This window comes from Enterobacter sp. SST3 (assembly GCF_000286655.1).
GTDB classification, from domain to species: domain Bacteria; phylum Pseudomonadota; class Gammaproteobacteria; order Enterobacterales; family Enterobacteriaceae; genus Enterobacter; species Enterobacter roggenkampii.
In genome coordinates, this window is sequence record NZ_ALNS01000042.1 from 1 (window position 1) to 19419 (window position 19419).

Genomic DNA, 19419 nt, shown 5'->3' on the forward strand with positions numbered 1-19419 from the left:
CGGGTAAGGCGCAGCCGCCACCCGGCAAAAAACTCAGCGCTTCGCGTTAAGCTCAGCAATATCCTTCGGCGTGGTGCGACAGCAGCCACCAATCAGCTTCGCTCCGGCGTCCAGCCACTGGGGCAGATACCCCGCCAGCGTCTCACACGCTTCGCCGTGGTGGTGCCAGGTTTTGGTCACCGCATCATAATGCTCGCCTGAGTTCGGGTAGACCACCAGCGGCAGCGACGTCAGGCTCTGCAGGTGCTTCAGCGCCGCCGTGGTATTTTCCAGCGCGATGCAGTTAATGCCCAGCGCGACGATATGCGGAGAGTCGGCCAGCACGCTGACCACGTCACGCAGCGGCGTGCCGTCGCTCAGGTGCTCGCTGTCCCGCAGGGTAAAGGAGAACCACGCCCGGGCGCGGGGATACCCGGCCAGAAGGGCCGCCAGCGCCTTAATCTCGGCAAAAGACGGCAGCGTTTCGCAGGCCAGCAGGTCAGCGCCCGCGTCCAGCAGCGCTTCCACGCGCGGGCGGTGGAAGGCCGTAAACGCCTCAGCGCTGCGCACGTAGTCACCGCGATACTCTGAGCCATCCGCCAGATAGGCACCATACGGCCCAACGGAGCCCGCCACCAGCAGCGTGCCCGCATGCGGGTTTTCGGCCAGATACGCTTCACGCGCCTTACGCGCCAGCTCCACGCTTCTGCCAATTAGCGTTCGGGACTGCGCCTCGTCCAGGCCGCGGGCCGCAAAGCCCGCAGGCGTGGCCTGGTAGCTGGCGGTGATCGCCACCTGTGCCCCCGCGCGGTAGTAATCAAGGTGCACTTCCCGGATAAGCTCCGGGTTTTCCATCAGCACTTTGGCAGACCAGAGGCTGTCTGCCAGGTTACAGCCGCGCGCTTCCAGCTCCGTCGCCATCGCGCCATCCAGCACCACAAACGGCTGCTTTTCAAGGAGGGCGGTAAGCGGATTATTCTGCGACATGTTCAGGCTCCTGCGATGTCATATTTCGGGTCAGGTAGTAGGCACCATAACACAGGGCGACAAACGGGATCCCGCAATAAAGGGCAATGCGCTGGCTTGGGTCAAACCACAGGCCGACGCAGGCCACCACGCAGAGGATAAAACCGAGCACCGGCACCAGCGGATACCACGGCGCACGGTACTGCAGCGCAGAGAGCGGCTGGCCGGACTGCAGATGGCGACGACGGAAAACGAAGTGCGACGCACAGATGCTGATCCAGACGGCCACCACCGCAAAGCCAGAAATCGCCGAGAGTGCGACAAATACCGTGTCAGGCGCCACGACGCTTGAGAACAGCGCCAGCACGCCGCCGAGCATAGAAACCGAGAGCGCCGTCAGCGGCACGCCGTTTTTGTTCACGCGGGCAAAGCAGCGCGGGAGCGTTTTCTCGTTAGAGAGCGACCACAGCATGCGCCCGGAGGCGTACAGCCCGGAGTTCGCCGCCGAGAGGATCGCCGTCAGGATCACGAAGTTAAAAATATCCGCCGCGTAAGGAATACCGACCTTTTCAAACACCAGCACGAACGGGCTCTTTTCCACGCCCGCCTGCTGCATCGGGATCAGCGCCGCCAGCACAAACACGGTGCCGATAAAGAAGATGATCAGGCGCGCAATGGTGGTGCGGATCGCCACCGGGATGACCTTGTGAGGGTTTTCCGTTTCCCCTGCGGCGATACCGATGAGTTCGGTCCCGGAGAAGGCAAAGTTCACCGCCACCATGGTCATCAGGATCGGCAGGCCGCCGTGCGGGAACCAGCCCTCGGCGGTGATGTTGCTTAAGCCCGGCGCGGGGGAACCGTCCTGCATCGGGATAAAGCCAAAGACCGCCGCGCCGCCAAGAATAATAAAGGCGATGATGGTGATGACCTTCACCAGGGAGAACCAGAACTCACCTTCCGCAAAGAAGCGCGTGGAAATGACGTTCAGGCCAAAAATCACCACGCAGAAGACCACGCACCACGCCCAGACGGGCACCTGCGGGAACCAGTACTGCATGCAGAAGCCCGCGGCGGTAAAGCTCGAACCGAGCGCCACCGTCCAGGTGAGCCAGTAGAGCCACGCCACGGTGTAGCCCGTCGCCGGGCCAAGATAACGCGCGGCATAGACGTGGAACGCGCCGGTTTCCGGCATCGCCACGGAGAGTTCGCCCAGACACTGCATCACCAGCCAGACCACCAGCGCACCTATGAGGTACGCCAGCAGCGTGCCCGCCGCCCCGGTCGTGGAAATGATGTAGCCGGTATTGAAGAATAACCCTGTCCCAATCACGCCACCCAGCGAGAGCATGATCAGGTGGCGTGTTTTCATGGTGCGCTTAAGCTGCCCATTTTCTTGTTGTGTTTGCATATTACCTTCTATACGTATGGACATCTAAACATCCAAAGAAGGTGTGTTATACCGCGATTGTTAATAAAAAGCTAGATGACCAGACGCAAACGGGCGCGCCGCGCGCTGAGTCTGGGGTGGGTTGTGAGGATGACATAGAGAATCGGACGCCAGGCCATAAGCACCTCCGCAAGCAGATACTTACAGCATGGTGCGGGAAAAGGCGATCTTCGGTCAGTCGAAAGTGGTATCCGTAAAGCGCGAAGTCATACCGTAACACTGCCCGCAGGACGGGTAAGGCGCAGCCGCCACCCGGTGCAAGGTTGGTAATTCTCACAATCGGTTCTATAGTCGTCACAGTTTCTTAGTAACCAGGACTGACTGATGCGCTTTAACGGACTGACTAAAGGTTTCTTTATTTTCATTCTCGCCCTTGTGACCTGGGCCTTCTTCGACGTGCTGTCGCCCTACTTCTCCGCGATACTGTGGGCCGCCATTCTGACCGTTATCTTCAATCCGGTAAAAAACAAGCTTCGCGCCGCGCTGGGGGATCGCAACGGGCTGGCCTCGCTGTTGACCATCGGTATTATCTGCCTGATCGTCTTTATTCCGCTGATGGTGATCCTCTCCTCGCTCGCCATTGAGCTGAACGTGGTTTACACCAAACTGCAGGAGAACAATACCCAGTTCCCGGAAGTGGTGGCGAGCATCTTCAACCACCTGCCTGACTGGGCCAGCGGCTTCCTGGCGGATCACAACCTGACCAACGCGGCGCAGATCCAGAAAAAACTCTCCGACGTCGCGCTGCAGGGCGGACAGTATCTGGCGGGTAGCGCGTTCCTGATCGGCAAAGGCACCTTTGGCTTTGCGATTAGCTTCGGCATCATGCTGTATCTGCTGTTCTTCCTGCTGAAAGACGGCCCGTATCTGGTACGCCAGATCCTCGACTCCCTGCCCCTGTCCGATTTTGCCAAGCAGCATCTGTTCGCCAAATTCGTCGGCGTGTCACGCGCCACGGTAAAAGGGACGGCGGCGGTGGCCGTGGTTCAGGGCATCCTCGGCGGGATTGCCTTTGCCATTGCCGGTATCGACGGCAGCGTGCTCTGGGGCGCATTGATGGCCTTCCTCTCGCTGGTGCCCGCCATCGGCTCGGCGATTGTCTGGGTGCCCGCCGCTATCTTCCTGTTCGCCACGCACCAGATCTGGCAGGGGCTGTTTATTGTCGGCTTCTTCGTGATCGTCGTCGGGCTGGTGGATAACATCCTGCGCCCGCTGCTGGTGGGGAAAGACACCAAAATGCCGGACTATCTGATTCTGATCTCCACCCTCGGCGGCATGGAGCTGTACGGCATTAACGGCTTTGTGATTGGGCCGCTCATCGCCGCGCTGTTTATCGCCTGCTGGAACCTCTTCTCCGGACGCGATCACGAAGGTAACGCCGAAGAGCTGGACGCGGATTTCATCGAAGAAGGAAAAAATCCTCCAGATTTGTAAGGACGTGACGATAAAGACCACACCAGGCGGCGCCGTGCCGCCTTTTTTTTCGCCTTAAATCAGACGTTTTCTATAATTTGAAGAACGCCATCCTACTCATGTCGTAAAAGGATCATCTGGTGCGAATCGCGACGATAACAAACTGGGCCTATGGGGCCACGGTCTGCCTGACCATCGCCTCCGGCATCATCATGCTGATGGCGTCCAGTGCGGATACCCTCGAGCGTCAGGCCGTTGAACAACGGCAGAAATTTGATCAGCTGACGGAAGATATCGAAACCGATATCTGGGCGCAGTCTGATTTAGCGCGGCTGTACGCCATTAAAAAAGATCCTCAGGTGCTCAAGGAATATAACCAGGCAGAAAACAGCCTGAAGCGCATCGAGCTTCGGCTGGAAAAGCTGCAGGATAACGGCGCATCGGATGAAGAACTGGCCCTGCTGCATGAAGGAATAAAGATCGTCGATGAGCTGCAGGACGAGCAGCAAACCGCCCTCGAAAGCCTGGAACGCGGTGAAGACGCCCAGGCCGTAGCCTTGCTCTATGGTCAGCCCTATGAGCAGGAGCTTGAGCGCGCGCAGAATCAGCTCGATCACTTCCGCCAGATACTCGACAAGCGCGTCATCGCCGCCGTTCAGGAGGCGACAAAAAAATCGAAAGCGCTGCGTACCGCCTCTGAGCTGACGGTCGGCATGACCGCCCTGCTGTTCCTGTTTGTGCTCGGCTTTATATTAAAACGCCGCGTGCTGCGCCCCGTGGTCCGCCTGAGCGACGTGGTGCACCGCCTGGCATCCCAGGATTACGCGGTTGAAACGCCCAATTTCAACCAGATTGATGAGATAGGCGATATGGCTCAGGCCATCAGCATCTTCCGTGAAAACGGCCTGGCGCGGCAGCGTCTGGAAAAAGAGCGTGATGCCGACTGGGCCATCCGCGAGCTGCTGGCGCGCATGACCCAGCGGCTGCAGGGGTGTGAGAACTTTAACGATGTGATTAACGTGGCGGAGCTGTTTGCCCCCAATATCGCGCCGGGGATCGCGGGCCGCCTCTACGTCCTTGACCGCGAGCCGTGGCAGATGCGCTGCGTCGCGCAATGGCTTTCGCCGGTGGGTGAAGAGACGACGTTCCACCCGGACGAGTGCTGGGCCGTGCGTCGCGGGCAGAGTCACCCGCCGGTGAACGGCGAGCCGGATATTGCCTGCTACCATCTTCCGGCATCCCAGGCGGAAAGCGCGCTTTGCGTGCCGCTTATCGCTCAGGGCGAGGCCATTGGCCTGCTCTCCTTCCAGAATATTACAGCGGACAATGCCCCTTCCCGCGCGTATCTGGAGCTGATGGCCGAGGCGCTCGGGCTGGCGTTGGCCAACCAGCGTCTGCGCGACGCGTTGCTGGAAAAAGCGTTGTTTGACCCGCTCACCGGCCTGCGTAACCGTCATCATCTGGAAGATACCCTGCAAACCCAAACGGCACAGGCGATACGCACTGGCGTACCGTTAAGCTGCATGATGATTGATATCGACCACTTCAAGAGCATTAACGATCGCTTCGGCCATGAAGCGGGCGATCTGGTGATCAAAAGCGTGGCGTCAATTGTTCAGCGCGCCGCACATGACAACGGGCTGGCATTCCGCTACGGGGGCGAGGAGTTTCTGGTGCTGCTTTCCGGTGCCGATGAAGCAGAAGCGTACGCCTGCGCGCAGAAGATTTACACCGGCGTGCATGAGCTGTCGCTTCGCTACGGGCTGACCGAGATTGGGCCGGTGGACGTGTCGATTGGCATTGCCAGCTACCCACAACATGCCCAGACCGACAATCTGCTGCGCGCCGCGGATGTGGCGCTATACCGGGCAAAAGAGCTGGGACGGGCGCGGATTGTGAGTTTTGGGATGCTGGAGGCGGGCTGAGGCTGATTCTCGCGCCCTGACTTTCCCCCGGTTCAGGCGCGCGTGATAGCCCAGAGCACGACAATCCCCAGGGCATTGCTACGCTTTTCCACATACAGGGTGGTATCGGAATAAACGTTACCCTGCGGGTTACAGATGCGGATCTCCTTCTTTAATTCCGGCTCGTAGACTTCCGCACCCGAGCAGCTGTGGCGGGTACTGGACTCATACCGGTAAGGTTTGCTCCAGGCCGAATAGTCCCCCTCCAGCAGCCAGGCCGTTGTAAAGACCGCGAACATGGCAACCGGCAGGCTGCAAATAAAGAAGCCGAGGTAGATTTTTACCGCGTCAGCAAGGCGCTTACCTTTCAGTCTCCCCTTTCTGATGAAATAGACCATCGGCACCAGCGCCAGCAGCAACGCCCCACAGGCAAGGTACTGCTCCCCGCGGATCGAAAGGTATGTCACGCGGTAAATGTTGACTGACCAGACCACAAAAGCCGATATCAGTGCTATCCCGCCCGCGATGAGAGGGATCCAAAAGGAAAAACGCGCTTTTTTCATGGTGGACTCGTCCTTGTCATTCTTGTCGGGTCAGAAGGCCAATCATTGCCCGGGTGGCTGCTGACTGGCGTCGGTGCGGGGCAAACAGCACGGAGAAAGGTCGCGATCGTCCCCGAAGGTGCGGCAGCACCTCAACTAACTGACCGCGCTCTATTCTGTCGCGAACGATAAATTCATAGCTCTGGCAGATCCCCATCCCCTGCTCCGCCAGCGAAACCACGCCGAGTACATCGTCTGATATTTCGATAGTTGAACCCGGCATCCAGTCAATATCGCGCCCTTCGTCATGAAATACCCAGGGGGCGATACGCCCGGTGCGCGGCATGATGAACGGCAGGCACTGATGGCGCTGCAGCTCTTCCAGCGTCTGAGGCTTTCCTCTCCGATGCAGGTAGTCCGGAGAGGCGACCAGAAGCAATGCCGCGTCTTCCAGCTTACGCGCCACAAGTCCACTGTCAGGCAACTGTCCCAGACGGATCGCCAGATCAAACCCCTCTGCGATCAGGTCAACATTGCGATTAGTAATGTTCAGCTCCACCTGTACGCGTGGGTAGCGTTGATTATAGTGCGCCAGCAGCGGCGGCAGGCGGTAGTGGGCATAGGTGGTCGGGACACTCATTCTCACGCGACCGGTCAGATCGCCCTCCTGACCCCGGCCAACGCGTTCGGCGTCATCAAGCAGAGAGAACGCAGAACGCGCCTGCTCAAGATAGACGCGTCCGGCTTCAGTCAGCCCCACCCGGCGGGTCGTGCGCTGTAACAGTTGCCGTCCAAGACGCGCTTCCAGACGGGTGACCGCGCGGCTCAGTACCGAAGGGGTGGTTGAAAGGGCAACCGCTGCGCCCGTAAATGAGCCGTGCTCAACCACAGCAATGAAGACTTCAACGTCGCCGAGGTAATCGAATTTCCGGCTCATTTTGCTCTCTCAGGAACAAATGTTTTTCAATTTGGCTAATTTATCTCCCGTTGAGCGATGAGTAAAGTGGCCAGCATTCATCACCTGAACGTTCCACTGGAGCCTGTCAATGTTCAACCGTCCCCATATTCTGCCCGCTATCGCAATGGCGGCGTTGTTCGCTTTCCCAAGTCTTGTCAACGCGGCGAACCACCCGCCTCTGGAGCGCTGGTGAAGCTACGCCGGTGTGAGCTGGGATACCGCTCAAGACGGAAAGATTCCTGCGACATTTTCCGGTTCGGTCAATGCCCCTATTGCGGGCATCCACTTTGATGCAATGGACCGGGCCTTTGTCAGCACGCCCCGGCTGATTTCCGCCGCAGCACCCGCCACGTTAAGCATTCTGGATACGACGGCGCAGTCTGGCCCTGCCCGCCTGACGGCGTTTCCCTCCCGCGAGGGGAATGCGGTGAACACCGATCCCGCTCAGAGCCTGCGCAACGTGCTCGGTTTTTATATTGACCGTAAAAACGGCTGGCTATGGGCGCTGGACATGGGGTTTGTTGCAGGCGAAACAGAGTCCCCCGCGGGGGCGCAGAAACTGGTCGTACTGGATCTCCACTCTGGCCGCACCATCAAACGTATCGCCCTGGACGGCGTAGCGGACCGCAAGGCCAGCTTTCTTAATGATGTGGTGGTCGATGAGAACCGCCGTGTCGCCTATATCTCCGACAGCGGCTCGCGGAGTGCGCCTGAAAACCAGGTGGGACTAATTATCGTCGATTTCGCTACCGGTACGGCCCGGCGCGTGCTCGATCGTCACCCTGCGCTGCAGATTGAGCCAGGCGTTAACGTCGTCTCGCACGGGACTGAAGTCTGGCCTGGTAAACCATTACTGATTGGTATCAATGGCATTGCGCTTTCACCCGATGCGGGCACGCTGTACTGGACAGTGACAACCGGCACGCACGCCTATGCGGTACCGACCGCGATACTGAGGCAGCCTGCGTCAACCAATGCGCAAATTGCCGGGCAGATCCGCGATCTGGGTCGCGTGGGGGGCAACACCGACGGAATGGTGACAGATGTAAAAGGTAACCTCTACATTACCGATGTCACACGCAATGGTATCGTCAGATACGATCCTGAAACCCATTCCATGTCGCTGATTGCGACAAGCGAAGAGGCGCGCTGGCCAGACACGCCGGCAATCCGCCCGAACGGAGACCTGGTATTTACCTCGAGTCGCCTCAATGACCACTTCGCGGGAACCGTTAAACCGGGAGAAGAACGCTATGATTTGTGGCGCTTGCGTCTCGATGCTTTACAAAAATAAGGGCAAGTAAACCAGGAGACCTGCATATATGGGCTCATAATTTCACACGTTCTTATTTCCTTAAAGGCTGAACGTGATGTCTTCCCCCTGCTCAGAAAGAAGTGGTTAACATTGCGCTCCTGGAAATTCCGTGAGGCGCGTTTTACTTCGCGCTTCACCGAAGTAACGCACGTTTGCACAACGTAGACTGGGTCTCCTTTAATCAGAGGATGATAAAATGAAAACCCAGCAGGTCGATTTTGCTTCTTTATATTTTGGTACACCGGTCGCCATTATCTCCAGCCAAAATCCTGACGGTTCAACCAACCTGAGCCCGGTTTCATCATGGTGGATCCTTGACCGGAATATCGTGTTCGGGCTTGGCACCTCCGGAAAATGTTATGAAAATATCACGGGTAACCCCGATATTGTTCTGAACATACCGGACAGCAGGCTCTGGCAGAATATTGAAGCTATCGCAAATAAAACGGGAAAAGCATCGCCACCGGAATGGAAGAAAAAGAGGGGATATGTTTTTGAACAGGACAAATTTAGCTGCGGGAATTTCCATAAGGAAAAAGCGGTGACGATTAACTCGTGGAGAATTAAAGAGTGTCCTGTACAAATAGAGGCTCAGGTTTGCGGGATATCGCCCCTGACCGGTTCGCAGGGGAACCTGGTGTCCGTTGATGCCACGATAACCTGCGTCCACATATCTGAGGCTTTATTAATTCGTACTCAGCGAGGGGTGAAATTTAACGTGGAGAAATGGAACCCCCTCTATTATCTATTTCGCCACTATTTCTCGCTGGGTCACCGACTCGGTCACAACTTCCGACACGATGAGTAACCCGGACTTTTTGACAGCGGAAAGGTTTAAACTTTTCGTGATATTCTTTCTTTACGCCCCTTAGTTCCTATACTCGAGCCATATTCGCCACTGTATTAACGCCTGCCACGCGCAATACGTTGCGCATGACAGGTGAAGATATTTTGTTCTGGAAAAACGTCTATGTCGAAACTGGATTTGAGGTCCAAAAAAACCTGGGGCGCGCTGGCAGCGATCGCCGTTGTCGCCGGTACGCTGGCATCTGCTTTTGCATGGACGGCGGGCTGGCTTGGGTCACGCACGGTCAGCCAGGCACTGGTGGGTGAAACACCGAAACCCTTCCCGCCGGGTTTTCGTCACGCGCATGGAAAAGGCATCTGCTTTGCCGGCACCTTTACGCCAAACGGCTCGGCGGATTCCCTTTCAACCTCCCGCCTCTTCTCGCAGCAGGAAGTGCCCGTGGTGGGCCGATTCTCTATTGGTACTGGCGATCCGCATGCCCCGGATAGTACGACCAAAACCCTGAGCATGGCGCTACTGCTAAAGACAGATGACAGGCAACAATGGCGAATGGCGATGAACAACGAGCCTTTCTTCGCCACGCACAGCCCGGAAGGTTTTCTGGCCTTGCGAAAAGCCACTGCTGTTGATGCAGCCACCGGAAAACCGGATCCGCAGCGTCTCAAAGACTTTTTAAAAGCGTACCCGGAGGCGGAGAAATACCTTAAATGGGCGGCACAAAAACCCGCTCCCGGCAGCTTCGCGAGCGCGACGTTTTACAGCATTAACGCCTTTTACCTTGTGAACGCGCAGGGGGAACGTCAAGCCGTTCGCTGGATGATGCGTCCGCACGAGCCTTTCCTGTCGATAAGCGATGAGCAACGGCAGAAAGCCGATGACAACTTCCTGTTCGAAAACCTGCGTCAGCGCCTGGCGCAGAAGCCACTCTACTGGGATTACGTTTTGCAGCTCGCACAGCCGGGCGATCCGGTGGATGACCCTTCCCAGCCATGGCCGGACGATCGCAAAAAGAGGGTGGCCGGTACGCTGGAAGTGACGCGCGTCGAAGCACAATCCACAGGCGCGTGCCGCGACGTTAACTTTGACCCTTCTGTTGTTCCTGCAGGCGTTGCGGTGTCTGACGATCCCATCTTAAACGCCCGCTCCGCTGCCTACTCCCACTCTTTCAGCCGTCGTGAGCGGGAAATTGGCTACGGCAAAGCCACCGAAGCCGTGCAAAAGCAGGAGGTAAAATGAGCTCAAATAAAGATAGGCGAGAGCACGCGCCGCAGCATTTCAATACCCTGGCGCGGAGCCTGCACTGGCTGATGGCGGTGATGATCCTGTCCATGCTGTTCATCGGTGCCGCGATGATGACGTCGTTACATCACCGGATTTGGTTAATCGATCTGCACCGGCCGCTGGGTATCGCCATTTTACTGCTGGCACTGGTTCGTCTGGTCAACCGACTTCTGAGCCGGACGCCCCCACTTCCTGCCGATTTGCCCGTCTGGCAGGCGCTTGCCGCAAAGGCATCACACTGGATGCTGTATGGGTTAATGCTGGCAATGCCGCTGCTGGGCTGGGCGCAGCTGTCGGCAGCGGGCCTGCCGATTGTCATGTTTGATGGCGTCAACCTGCCGGCAATTGTCCCGACCAGTCCGGCACTCTTTGCCTGGTGTCACGACGCCCATAGCCTTCTGGCAAAATTGCTTTTTGCCGTGGTGCTGGTCCATCTTTCTGCCGCACTGGTTCACGCGTGGATCTACCGGGACGCAGTGTTTGCCAGCATAGCGAAAGGGGCAAGTCGGCGTAAGCCATCCGGGAGGACCTGAAGTAAGGCAAGTGGTAGGGGACACGCACAGTCGGAATGTTCGTGTCCTCGCTTGTCATCATCCTGAAACAACGGACACCACCGGAGCAGGTATTTGTTCTCCAGATTCGCGCGTCAATACGCCACGAACACCCCACAATTGTCTTAAAAGATAATATCCCTCAATTAAAGCGATTATTTTTTAATCAACAGAGCATTTATGCCGGCAATTTTAGCTTTTATCAAAAAGTTAAGCGTCGCTTGAGTATCAAACACTCTGTTACCCACACCACCTAACTCGTTGATTTAATTGAAATCACATCAATAAAAACGATAAAACCCCTGACTTCCCAACAAAATATATCAACTCGCGTGATATCTAAATTATAATTCTTATACTTCTGTTAAAAGGTGGAGGTCAAAATGCGATTAACCCTACTGCTGTTATGCTGTCTGGTACAGAGTGTAACCTGGGCTGGCGACCTGCCAAAACCAGTTGGTAAACCCATTTTAACGATTTCCGGTAATATAGAAAATACCAATGAAAATGGAAAAGCAGTGTTTGATCTCGCCAGCCTTGAAAAACTGGGTGTCGTGAGTTTCGAGACAACCTCCCCCTGGTATAACGGTCGTACGAAGTTTGAGGGTGTCCCAATGAGCAAGCTCATGGATTATGTGGGTGCAAAAGGTACGAACGTGAATGTTATTGCGCTCAATGATTACTCAACCATCATCCCTCTCAGCGACTTTAAAAAATACAACGCCATCCTTGCCTTAAAGGTCAATGGCGAATATATGCGCATCCGCGATAAAGGCCCATCGTTCATTGTATACCCCTATGACAGTCTTCCTGAGTTGAATAATCAGATTTATTACTCACGATCAGCATGGCAGGTAAGCAAAATGAAGATTGAGTAGTCGTTCAGGAGAACATAATGAACAGGATACTGGTTGGTATCATTTTTTCTCTTTTTATCACGACAGGATATATTGCATACCTTGTTTATGATCGTCAGCAAGAATTGCAAAAACTGACTCAATACACTGAGTCCTGGTCCGTGGCACAACTGGTATCAGAGTATTACCGTTTTGAATCATGGCTTGGTCTATACGCAACCGATACCGATGACGTTACGATAGACCAGGTCCGCATGCGCCTCGAAATTATGCTCAGTCAGGGCGATTTAATGAAGGGGGGCGATTTAGGTCGCTACATTGACAGCGATAAAACGCATCAGGAACTCGCTTTACGCTTAGAAAACATACTGGCCTATCTGGATAGCCATCTTGAAAATATGAGCCACCCGGAGTTAAAAGCATACCTGACAAATATGCATGAACTTGATGCACCGCTAAGCCAGCTTTCTGCCACGGCATTAACAAAAGATATTAACACAGTTAACGAATCCAATAAGAAAATACAGATACTGTATTATATCTACTCGGCACTTTCATTGCTCCTGGTGATTTTAAGCTTTATTCTCGGCTTCTTAATGATCTACCAGAATAAAAACATCCTGAAAGCTCATATGCAGGTTAAAAGCCTGGCTGACGAACTTCAAATTTCAAAAGAAAAGCTGCAAATTCAGAACTCGAAGCTGGAGTATGATGTTTATCATGACTCCCTCACCGGCATGAAAAACCGCCTTTTCTTCTGGGACGATCTCAACAAAATTAATCTTCAGGCAGATAAAAACCACGTCCCCGTCACGGTGATGTTATTTGATTTAGACCGTTTCAAAGAGGTCAACGATACCTATGGCCACGATACGGGAGATTTGCTGTTGAATCAGGTCTCCCGACGGCTGACCTCGATGAGCAGCGCAACGGATACGTTTTACCGTTTGGGCGGCGATGAATTCGCCCTTCTCTCCAGCGGACTCACGGAAACCGCCGCCGTTTCGCGCGCCAAAGAAATCAGCGATCATATCAGCCAGCCCTATACGATTAATAACCAGCTGATAAAAATTGCCACCTGCGTGGGCATCGTTTTATCTGATAATGAACGACGCTCTGATTATCTATACAAATTTGCCGATCTGGCCCTTTACGAAGCGAAAAAAGAAGGTTCGCAGCAGATCAAAGTCTTCCGTCAGTGGATGCTGCAAAGACTGCAGGAAAGCAGAACCCTTGAACATGATATGGCTATGGCGATCGATCACAATGAATTCGTTGTCTATTACCAGCCTATTGTCGATTCATTCAGCAATGAAATTTACGGCTATGAAGCGCTTATTCGCTGGATACACCCGGTAAAAGGGATACTCGCGCCAGATTATTTTATTTCCGTCGCTGAAAAAACGGGGATGATCAATGAGATCGGCAAGTCGGTGCTTGAGATGGCCTGCCGGGAAGCAGTTTCCTGGGCGGTGCCGGCCAGGATCTCGGTGAACGTCTCCCCCGTTCAGCTAGGCACAAAATCGTTTACCACGATGGTGCAGTCCATCCTGAAAGAGACAGGGCTACCGGCCAGCCGACTTGAGCTAGAGGTAACAGAGTCTTCGCTCTTCAGTGACAGCAACATGCCGATCACTATTCTCAAAAAGCTCCGGGCACTGGGTGTCAAAATTTCCATCGATGATTTCGGAACGGGATATTCCTCGCTCTCACGACTGAGTGAACTGAATTTTGATAAAATTAAAATAGATAAATCTTTTGTGAATCCGATATCCACGCAGGATGATGCCCTTAATATCGTTAAATTGATTACCGGCATGGCGAAGAGCCTCAACATGCGGGTCATTGCAGAGGGTGTTGAAACCGAAGCGCAGCTTGAACGGCTTCAGGCGCTTGGCTGCGATCTCGTGCAGGGATACCTGTTCGGAAAGCCACAGGCTGAGATTGACAGGAAGATTAGATACGGTTGAAATGGTTGTCCGGTTGTTTCTGGCCCAAAATCACGTAGACGGTTGATAATCAAAGGTTAAACAATGAAAAAAACAGCCCCGGAGTATACGCCTGTTGATTTATCTCGTTGGCCAAGGAAGGAGCATTTTGAAGTCTTCCAGTCATTCGCTGAATGCACAATTAACCAAACCGTTCTGATCGACATTACCGCGCTGCGAAAACATATCAAAGCGGTGGGCTGGAAGTTTTACCCGACGATCATTTTTCTCCTGTCTAACATCATGAACCGGCATCCTGAGTTCCGCATGGCCATGAAGGACAATGAGCTTGTCATATGGAATGAAGTTCATCCCAGCTACACCATTTTCCACCCCGAAACGGAGACCTTTTCGTCACTGTGGAGCCACTATGACGGCAATATTCATCACTTCCAGAATACGTATGCAGAAGATACGGCCCGCTATGGAAATAGCCTTTCTTACTGGCCTAAGGAAGAGTCCCGGGAAAATGTCTTCTTCGTCTCGTCTATTCCGTGGGTAACGTTTACCAACTTTAATATGAACATTGCGCACATGAAGAACTTCTTTTCGCCTATGTTCACGTTTGGGAAATACTACGAGCAGGATGGAAAAGTGCTGCTGCCGCTCGCGGTGCAGGTCCATCATTCGGTGTGCGATGGCTTCCATGTGGCAAGGATGTTTAATGAGTTGCAGGAGATGTGTGATGGTTTGTCGGAGCTGTCAGAGGGATTAAATGGCTGATACGCCAGAAATGATGGAAACTTCCTTTATAGGGAGTGAGCAGTGAATTACTCACTTTGATGTAGTGGACAGGTAAAAATATAAATGACCGGCTGTTGCCGGTCTTTTATTGGGTATGTCGTTCGGAACAATTTCACGCTTCAGGTTTAACGGAAGGCGATACCCCCTGCTATCACTAAGGGAGATATATCGCTATGACGTCCAGCTGTTCGACACCACTTCCGCCTGCTTCAGGATTAGCTCTACGGCACCTGGCGTTTTATCCGGTGGATATTTGTATTTACGCAGCGTCTGGCGCACCAGAATACGAAGACGCGCGCGAACACTTTCACGAACCTGCCAGTCTACGGTGGTGGATTTACGCAGTTGCCGCGTCACCTCAATAGCCAGCTTTCTAAGCGTCTCGTCGCCCAGTTCACGCACCGCGCTTTCGTTTTCCGCCAGCGCATCGTAGAAGGCTATTTCATCCGGGTTTAGGCCCAGCGCATCATCGCGCGCCATCGCTTCCTGGAACGCTTTCGCCATCTGTATCAGCTCTTCAATCACCTGTGCGGTTTCGATCGCCCGGTTATTGTATTTCAGCAGAACGGCTTTCAAACGGTCAGAATATTTTTTCTGCTGCACCACGTTGTTGCCAGACCTGGCATGAATGCCGTCATTCAGCAGTTTTTCCAGCAGTTCCACCGCCAGATTACGCTGCGGCATTTCTCGCACTTCTTCCAGGAATTCATCTGACAGCAAACCGATGTTTGGTTTATCCAACCCGGCCAGGGCAAAAACATCCTCAACCCCTGTCGCAACAACGGCGTTATCGAGAATCTTGCTCAGTAAAGAGTTCTTTTCTGACTGGCTAAACTTCTCCTTAGGATCCAGCTTGATAAGCCCCACTCTGATCGCCGAAAGGAACGCGAACTCCTCCTGTAAGGGTTCAGCTTCATCAAGGGTGTTACAGAGCGACCAGGCTTTACTCATCGCCAGTGAGACGTCGAGATAGCGTTTTTTACCGTCATCCAGACCCAGAATGTAGTTAACGGCATCGCGTAGAAACGCTAATGGATCGCGAGAAAAGCCTTCGTAGCTAAAGCCTGGTTTTCCTGCTGAGGGCGCGAACATCCCGTGAATGACGTCGATTTTTTCCAACAGAATGGCAAAGGCTTCCCGGGCATCCACGGTGGTCTGCCCTTTCCCTTTTGAGTCGGTATAGGTTTTCAGCGCCTGCTTCAGTTCGTTGGCGATTCCGATGTAATCCACCACCAGCCCGCCGGGCTTATCGCGGAACACGCGGTTAACACGCGCAATGGCCTGCATCAAGTTATGCCCGCGCATCGGCTTGTCGATATACATGGTGTGGCAGCACGGCGCATCAAACCCGGTCAGCCACATATCACGGACGATCACCAGCTTCAGCGGATCGTTCAAATCCTTAAAGCGCGCTTCAAGACGCTTTTTGGTCTGCTTGTTGTAGATGTGCGGCTGGAGATGGTCTTTATCAGATGCCGAGCCGGTCATGATGACTTTGATCGCGCCTTGTTCGACATCCGCGCTGTGCCAGTCCGGGCGGATCTCTGTGATGGCATCGTAAAGCTTCACACAGATATCACGGCTCATAGCGACAATCATCGCTTTACCGTTCATGGCCGCATTGCGCGTTTCAAAGTGCTGAACCAGATCGACAGCAACCTGTTTGATGCGAGGCTCTGAACCTACCAGCTTTTCCAGACGGCTCCAGTCACCTTTGGTTTTCTCCTGCTGGCCCGTCTCTTCATCTTCCACCAGCTCATCCACCTGGTCGGAGAGCGTTTCCAGCTCCTCATGGTTCAGGTCGAGTTTTGCCAGACGGGATTCGTAATAAATCGGCACCGTCGCGCCATCATCGACTGCATCCTGAATGTCGTAGATAGAGACGTAATCACCGAACACGGCACGGGTATCTTTATCTTCCGAGGCAATCGGCGTGCCGGTAAAGCCCATAAACGATGCGTTCGGCAGCGCATCGCGCATGTGTTTAGCGTAGCCGTATTTGTAGACGCCAGTTTGTCTGTCCAGCGTGGCGCTCAGGCCATACTGGCTACGGTGCGCTTCATCCGAAATCACCACGATATTGCTGCGTTGGTTGAGCGCCGGATGACTCTGCTCACCATCCAGCGGCGCAAACTTCTGCACGGTGGTAAAGATGATGCCGCCGGATTCACGAGCATTAAGCAGCTCGCGCAATTCATCGCGATCGTTGGCCTGTAGTGGCGTCTGCTTCAGCAAATCCTGTGCCTGGCAGAAGGTGGCGTATAACTGCCCGTCGAGATCGTTACGATCCGTCACAACCACAATCGTCGGGTTGTTCATCTCCGCCTGTTGCAGCAGTTTCCCGGCGTAGCAACACATGGAGATACTTTTGCCGGAACCCTGGGTATGCCACACCACACCCGCCTTTTTACTGCCGGGCTGAATATTGCTGTGCAGCGGCAGGTGTTTCCCGGTCGAGGCCACAATCGTTGCCGTCACCGCTTCACGCACTGCATGGAACTGATGATAGGCGGCAATCTTCTTAATCAGCCGTTTGCCGTCGTTCTCAAACAGGACAAAATAGCGGATGTAATCGAGCAATAATTCACGGTTAAAAAAGCCCTGCACGACGGTTTTAAGCTGCCAGTCAAACTGTGGTTTGTCGTTTTCGTTCGCCACGGTTTTCCACGGCAAAAAGCGCTCTTCATCTGCCGTGAGAGAGCCGATGCGAGCATTTTGCCCATCGCTCACCACCAGCGCTTCGTTGCAGATAAACAGGTCGCTGAGTTCGTTTTTATAGGTCTGCAGCTGATTAAACGCAGCCCAGATATCCGCATTGGCATCAATCGGGCTTTTCAGCTCAATCACCGCCACCGGCAGGCCGTTGATATAGCAAATGATATCCGGACGACGAACCTGTTTTATCCCCTGAATAGCCACCTGATTCACGACCATAAAGCGGTTATTGCCGGGATGGTTAAAATCCATCAGCAGCGCTTTATCGTGAACTGTCTTGTCTTCACGCTTGTACTCAACGGGTACGCCGTCGAGCAGCAGATGGTGGAAGGCTTTGTTACTGACGACCAGATCCGGGCTTTCGGGGCGGGTAATACGCAGTATCACCTCTTCCAGCACGGAAACAGGGAGATGGGGGTTGATGGTTTGTAACTGCTCCAGTATTACCGGGCGCAGAAACACATCATGAAATGAAGCACGCAGCGGGTTGTCGCCATCCGGCGCAATATCGGGCCCGTGCAGCACTTCCCAGTCCTGTTCAGCAAACCATTTCAGGCATTGCTGCTCTAAATCGTCTTCACTCAGCATTACTCTTCCTCTCCCTCGGTGATTATACCGGTCTGTTTCAGCTCAATCGCCAGCTCCAGCAAACTCGGGCGGATCGCCTTTTCCAGACGGTTCATTCTATCCATCATCCAGTCGATAATGGCAGGCCATATCTCTTTATTGCCGCCATCAAACGCCTTTGAACAGACGATCTGGCAGCTTTTTCGCTCTGGCAGTAAACGCCAGTCGAGCGGCTCGCCAAACAGCGATTCAATGTGTGTTTTACGTTCCTGAAGGCGTTCAAATAACCAGGTGTTTTCCAGCGCATCCCCGCGCGAAATATTGAGCTGCACGCGAGCGTCTTTCTGGGAAAAGATCAGTTCAAACGGCACGCCGCTAACACCCGACCCGGCAGCCAGCCAGTGATCGGTTGAGGGTGCCCGGTTGTTAAACAGTGAACAGGGGCTGGAGCGGAATTTTTCCAGTGCCATCGTCCAGAACTCGCGGCGCAGATAATGGCGTTGCTGCAGTTCGCTACTGCTGGAGGTGGACTGTTCTTCCGCCTCTTTCTGCGCCATGCCGATCATGTACGATTCCGCTTCCGGGGTTGGGATAACCTGGCGGATATCGACAAACACGTCTTCACCGAAACGGTACGGCGTTACTTTGAAGCACTGCGCCCGAATACCAAACTGCATCAGCCACAGCGCAGTATTGGTAACCTCTTTGCGAAAGTTAGCCGCGACCATAATGACCCGTTGGGTGCCTTTACGGTTGAGTACCCCTTCTTTCAGGCTTTCCCAGCCCATAAATTCAGAGATGACGTCTGCCGCCTGGCGGTTCTCATTAGGGTCGAACTGATCCAGATAGAGCTGGAAGATCTCAACTACGCTCTCCTGACGCAGGTTGGCGCAGTAACCGGCGTATTTCAGCGCTTGCCACACCACGTCGCGCCCGGAATCATCGAGCTTGTTCTCAATGATGACCAAGTTGCCTTTTTTATCGAGCGCCAGGAGATCGAGGCGCTCTTTGGTGTCGTCAAAGCCGGCGAACTCTTTCTGGATAATCAGCAGTTCGTCTTCTTTGTCGTCTTTTTTGGTCAGCGTCTGCGGATTTTTCGCCAGCCACTCCTGTAAATGATCGCGCTCGCGAAAGCCGAGGCTGCTGAACGACACTTCTTGCAAGGAGTGCAAGCTGTTGGTCGGCGTATCGACTTTATACATTTTCCACCTCGCTTACCGCCTGCTCGGCTTCCGGCAGGGGGATTTCACCGGAGAGGAGTTTGGGGAGAAGGGTGTCTCGGATATTTTGCAAAATTAAATTTTGTTTTCTATTTTGCTCCAATAACCCGAATAAACCCTCACATTTGACGGCAAAGTATTTAGTTAAGGAAGGTGCGAATAAG

At 54.1% G+C, this 19419-nt stretch carries 14 protein-coding genes and 2 pseudogenes; 9 read left to right on the forward strand and 7 right to left on the reverse strand.

What is annotated here, in order from left to right:
- Positions 1 to 33: 33 nt before the first annotated feature.
- Positions 34 to 966 carry a homocysteine S-methyltransferase gene (gene mmuM, locus B498_RS01585; RefSeq protein WP_008503243.1) on the reverse strand — a complete coding sequence of 311 codons (933 nt, stop codon included), beginning with the start codon at positions 964 to 966 and terminating at the stop codon, positions 34 to 36.
- Entirely contained in the window at positions 953 to 2353 is a 1401-nt protein-coding gene (gene mmuP / locus B498_RS01580; RefSeq protein ID WP_008503244.1) for an S-methylmethionine permease, read from the reverse strand. Before mmuP ends, mmuM begins: the two co-directional genes overlap by 14 nt.
- A 363-nt stretch (positions 2354 to 2716) precedes the next feature.
- Between mmuP and B498_RS01575 the strand changes: the two genes are divergently transcribed.
- Positions 2717 to 3826: an AI-2E family transporter gene (locus B498_RS01575; protein ID WP_008503245.1), complete on the forward strand. Its 1110-nt coding sequence runs from the start codon at positions 2717 to 2719 to the stop codon at positions 3824 to 3826.
- Between the two features lie 119 nt (positions 3827 to 3945).
- A complete protein-coding gene (locus B498_RS01570; RefSeq protein WP_008503247.1) occupies positions 3946 to 5730 on the forward strand; it encodes a diguanylate cyclase in 1785 nt (594 codons plus the stop codon).
- A 32-nt stretch (positions 5731 to 5762) separates the two neighbouring features.
- On the opposite strand, the gene B498_RS01565 is transcribed toward B498_RS01570, so the two are convergent.
- Both B498_RS01565 and B498_RS01560 read right to left on the reverse strand, forming a co-directional pair.
- The gene (locus tag B498_RS01565) at positions 5763 to 6272 is read right to left on the reverse strand and encodes a hypothetical protein (protein ID WP_008503248.1); all 510 of its coding nucleotides are present in this window, start codon (positions 6270 to 6272) and stop codon (positions 5763 to 5765) included.
- A 16-nt stretch (positions 6273 to 6288) separates the two neighbouring features.
- Positions 6289 to 7188, reverse strand: coding sequence for a LysR family transcriptional regulator (locus B498_RS01560; protein WP_008503249.1), 900 nt, complete (start codon positions 7186 to 7188; stop codon positions 6289 to 6291).
- Between the two features lie 109 nt (positions 7189 to 7297).
- Here B498_RS01560 and B498_RS01555 point away from each other — a divergent pair.
- From B498_RS01555 to catA, 7 genes and pseudogenes are all read left to right on the forward strand, one after another.
- A pseudogene (locus B498_RS01555) lies at positions 7298 to 8503 on the forward strand (L-dopachrome tautomerase-related protein).
- Between the two features lie 217 nt (positions 8504 to 8720).
- Positions 8721 to 9332, forward strand: coding sequence for a flavin reductase family protein (locus B498_RS01550; protein WP_008503252.1), 612 nt, complete (start codon positions 8721 to 8723; stop codon positions 9330 to 9332).
- Between the two features lie 162 nt (positions 9333 to 9494).
- Positions 9495 to 10568, forward strand: coding sequence for a catalase family peroxidase (locus B498_RS01545; RefSeq protein WP_008503253.1), 1074 nt, complete (start codon positions 9495 to 9497; stop codon positions 10566 to 10568).
- Positions 10565 to 11146, forward strand: coding sequence for a cytochrome b (locus B498_RS01540; protein WP_008503254.1), 582 nt, complete (start codon positions 10565 to 10567; stop codon positions 11144 to 11146). Before B498_RS01545 ends, B498_RS01540 begins: the two co-directional genes overlap by 4 nt.
- A 401-nt stretch (positions 11147 to 11547) precedes the next feature.
- Positions 11548 to 12042, forward strand: a complete 495-nt coding sequence (locus B498_RS01535; protein WP_008503255.1) for a molybdopterin-dependent oxidoreductase — start codon at positions 11548 to 11550, stop codon at positions 12040 to 12042.
- A 17-nt stretch (positions 12043 to 12059) separates the two neighbouring features.
- A complete protein-coding gene (locus tag B498_RS01530) occupies positions 12060 to 13991 on the forward strand; it encodes a putative bifunctional diguanylate cyclase/phosphodiesterase (protein ID WP_008503256.1) in 1932 nt (643 codons plus the stop codon).
- Between the two features lie 63 nt (positions 13992 to 14054).
- Positions 14055 to 14732, forward strand: coding sequence for a type A chloramphenicol O-acetyltransferase (gene catA / locus B498_RS01525; RefSeq protein WP_008503257.1), 678 nt, complete (start codon positions 14055 to 14057; stop codon positions 14730 to 14732).
- Between the two features lie 192 nt (positions 14733 to 14924).
- Here catA and B498_RS01520 read toward each other — a convergent pair whose 3' ends face one another.
- The 3 genes and pseudogenes from B498_RS01520 to B498_RS23435 form a co-directional block, all read right to left on the reverse strand.
- Positions 14925 to 18056: a type I restriction endonuclease subunit R gene (locus B498_RS01520; protein WP_008503258.1), complete on the reverse strand. Its 3132-nt coding sequence runs from the start codon at positions 18054 to 18056 to the stop codon at positions 14925 to 14927.
- Positions 18056 to 19237 carry a DUF4268 domain-containing protein gene (locus B498_RS01515; protein WP_008503259.1) on the reverse strand — a complete coding sequence of 394 codons (1182 nt, stop codon included), beginning with the start codon at positions 19235 to 19237 and terminating at the stop codon, positions 18056 to 18058. The genes B498_RS01520 and B498_RS01515 overlap by 1 nt, the downstream gene beginning before the upstream one ends.
- Positions 19230 to 19419, reverse strand: a pseudogene (locus B498_RS23435) (restriction endonuclease subunit S); the annotation flags it as partial. The gene B498_RS01515 and the pseudogene B498_RS23435, both read right to left, overlap by 8 nt.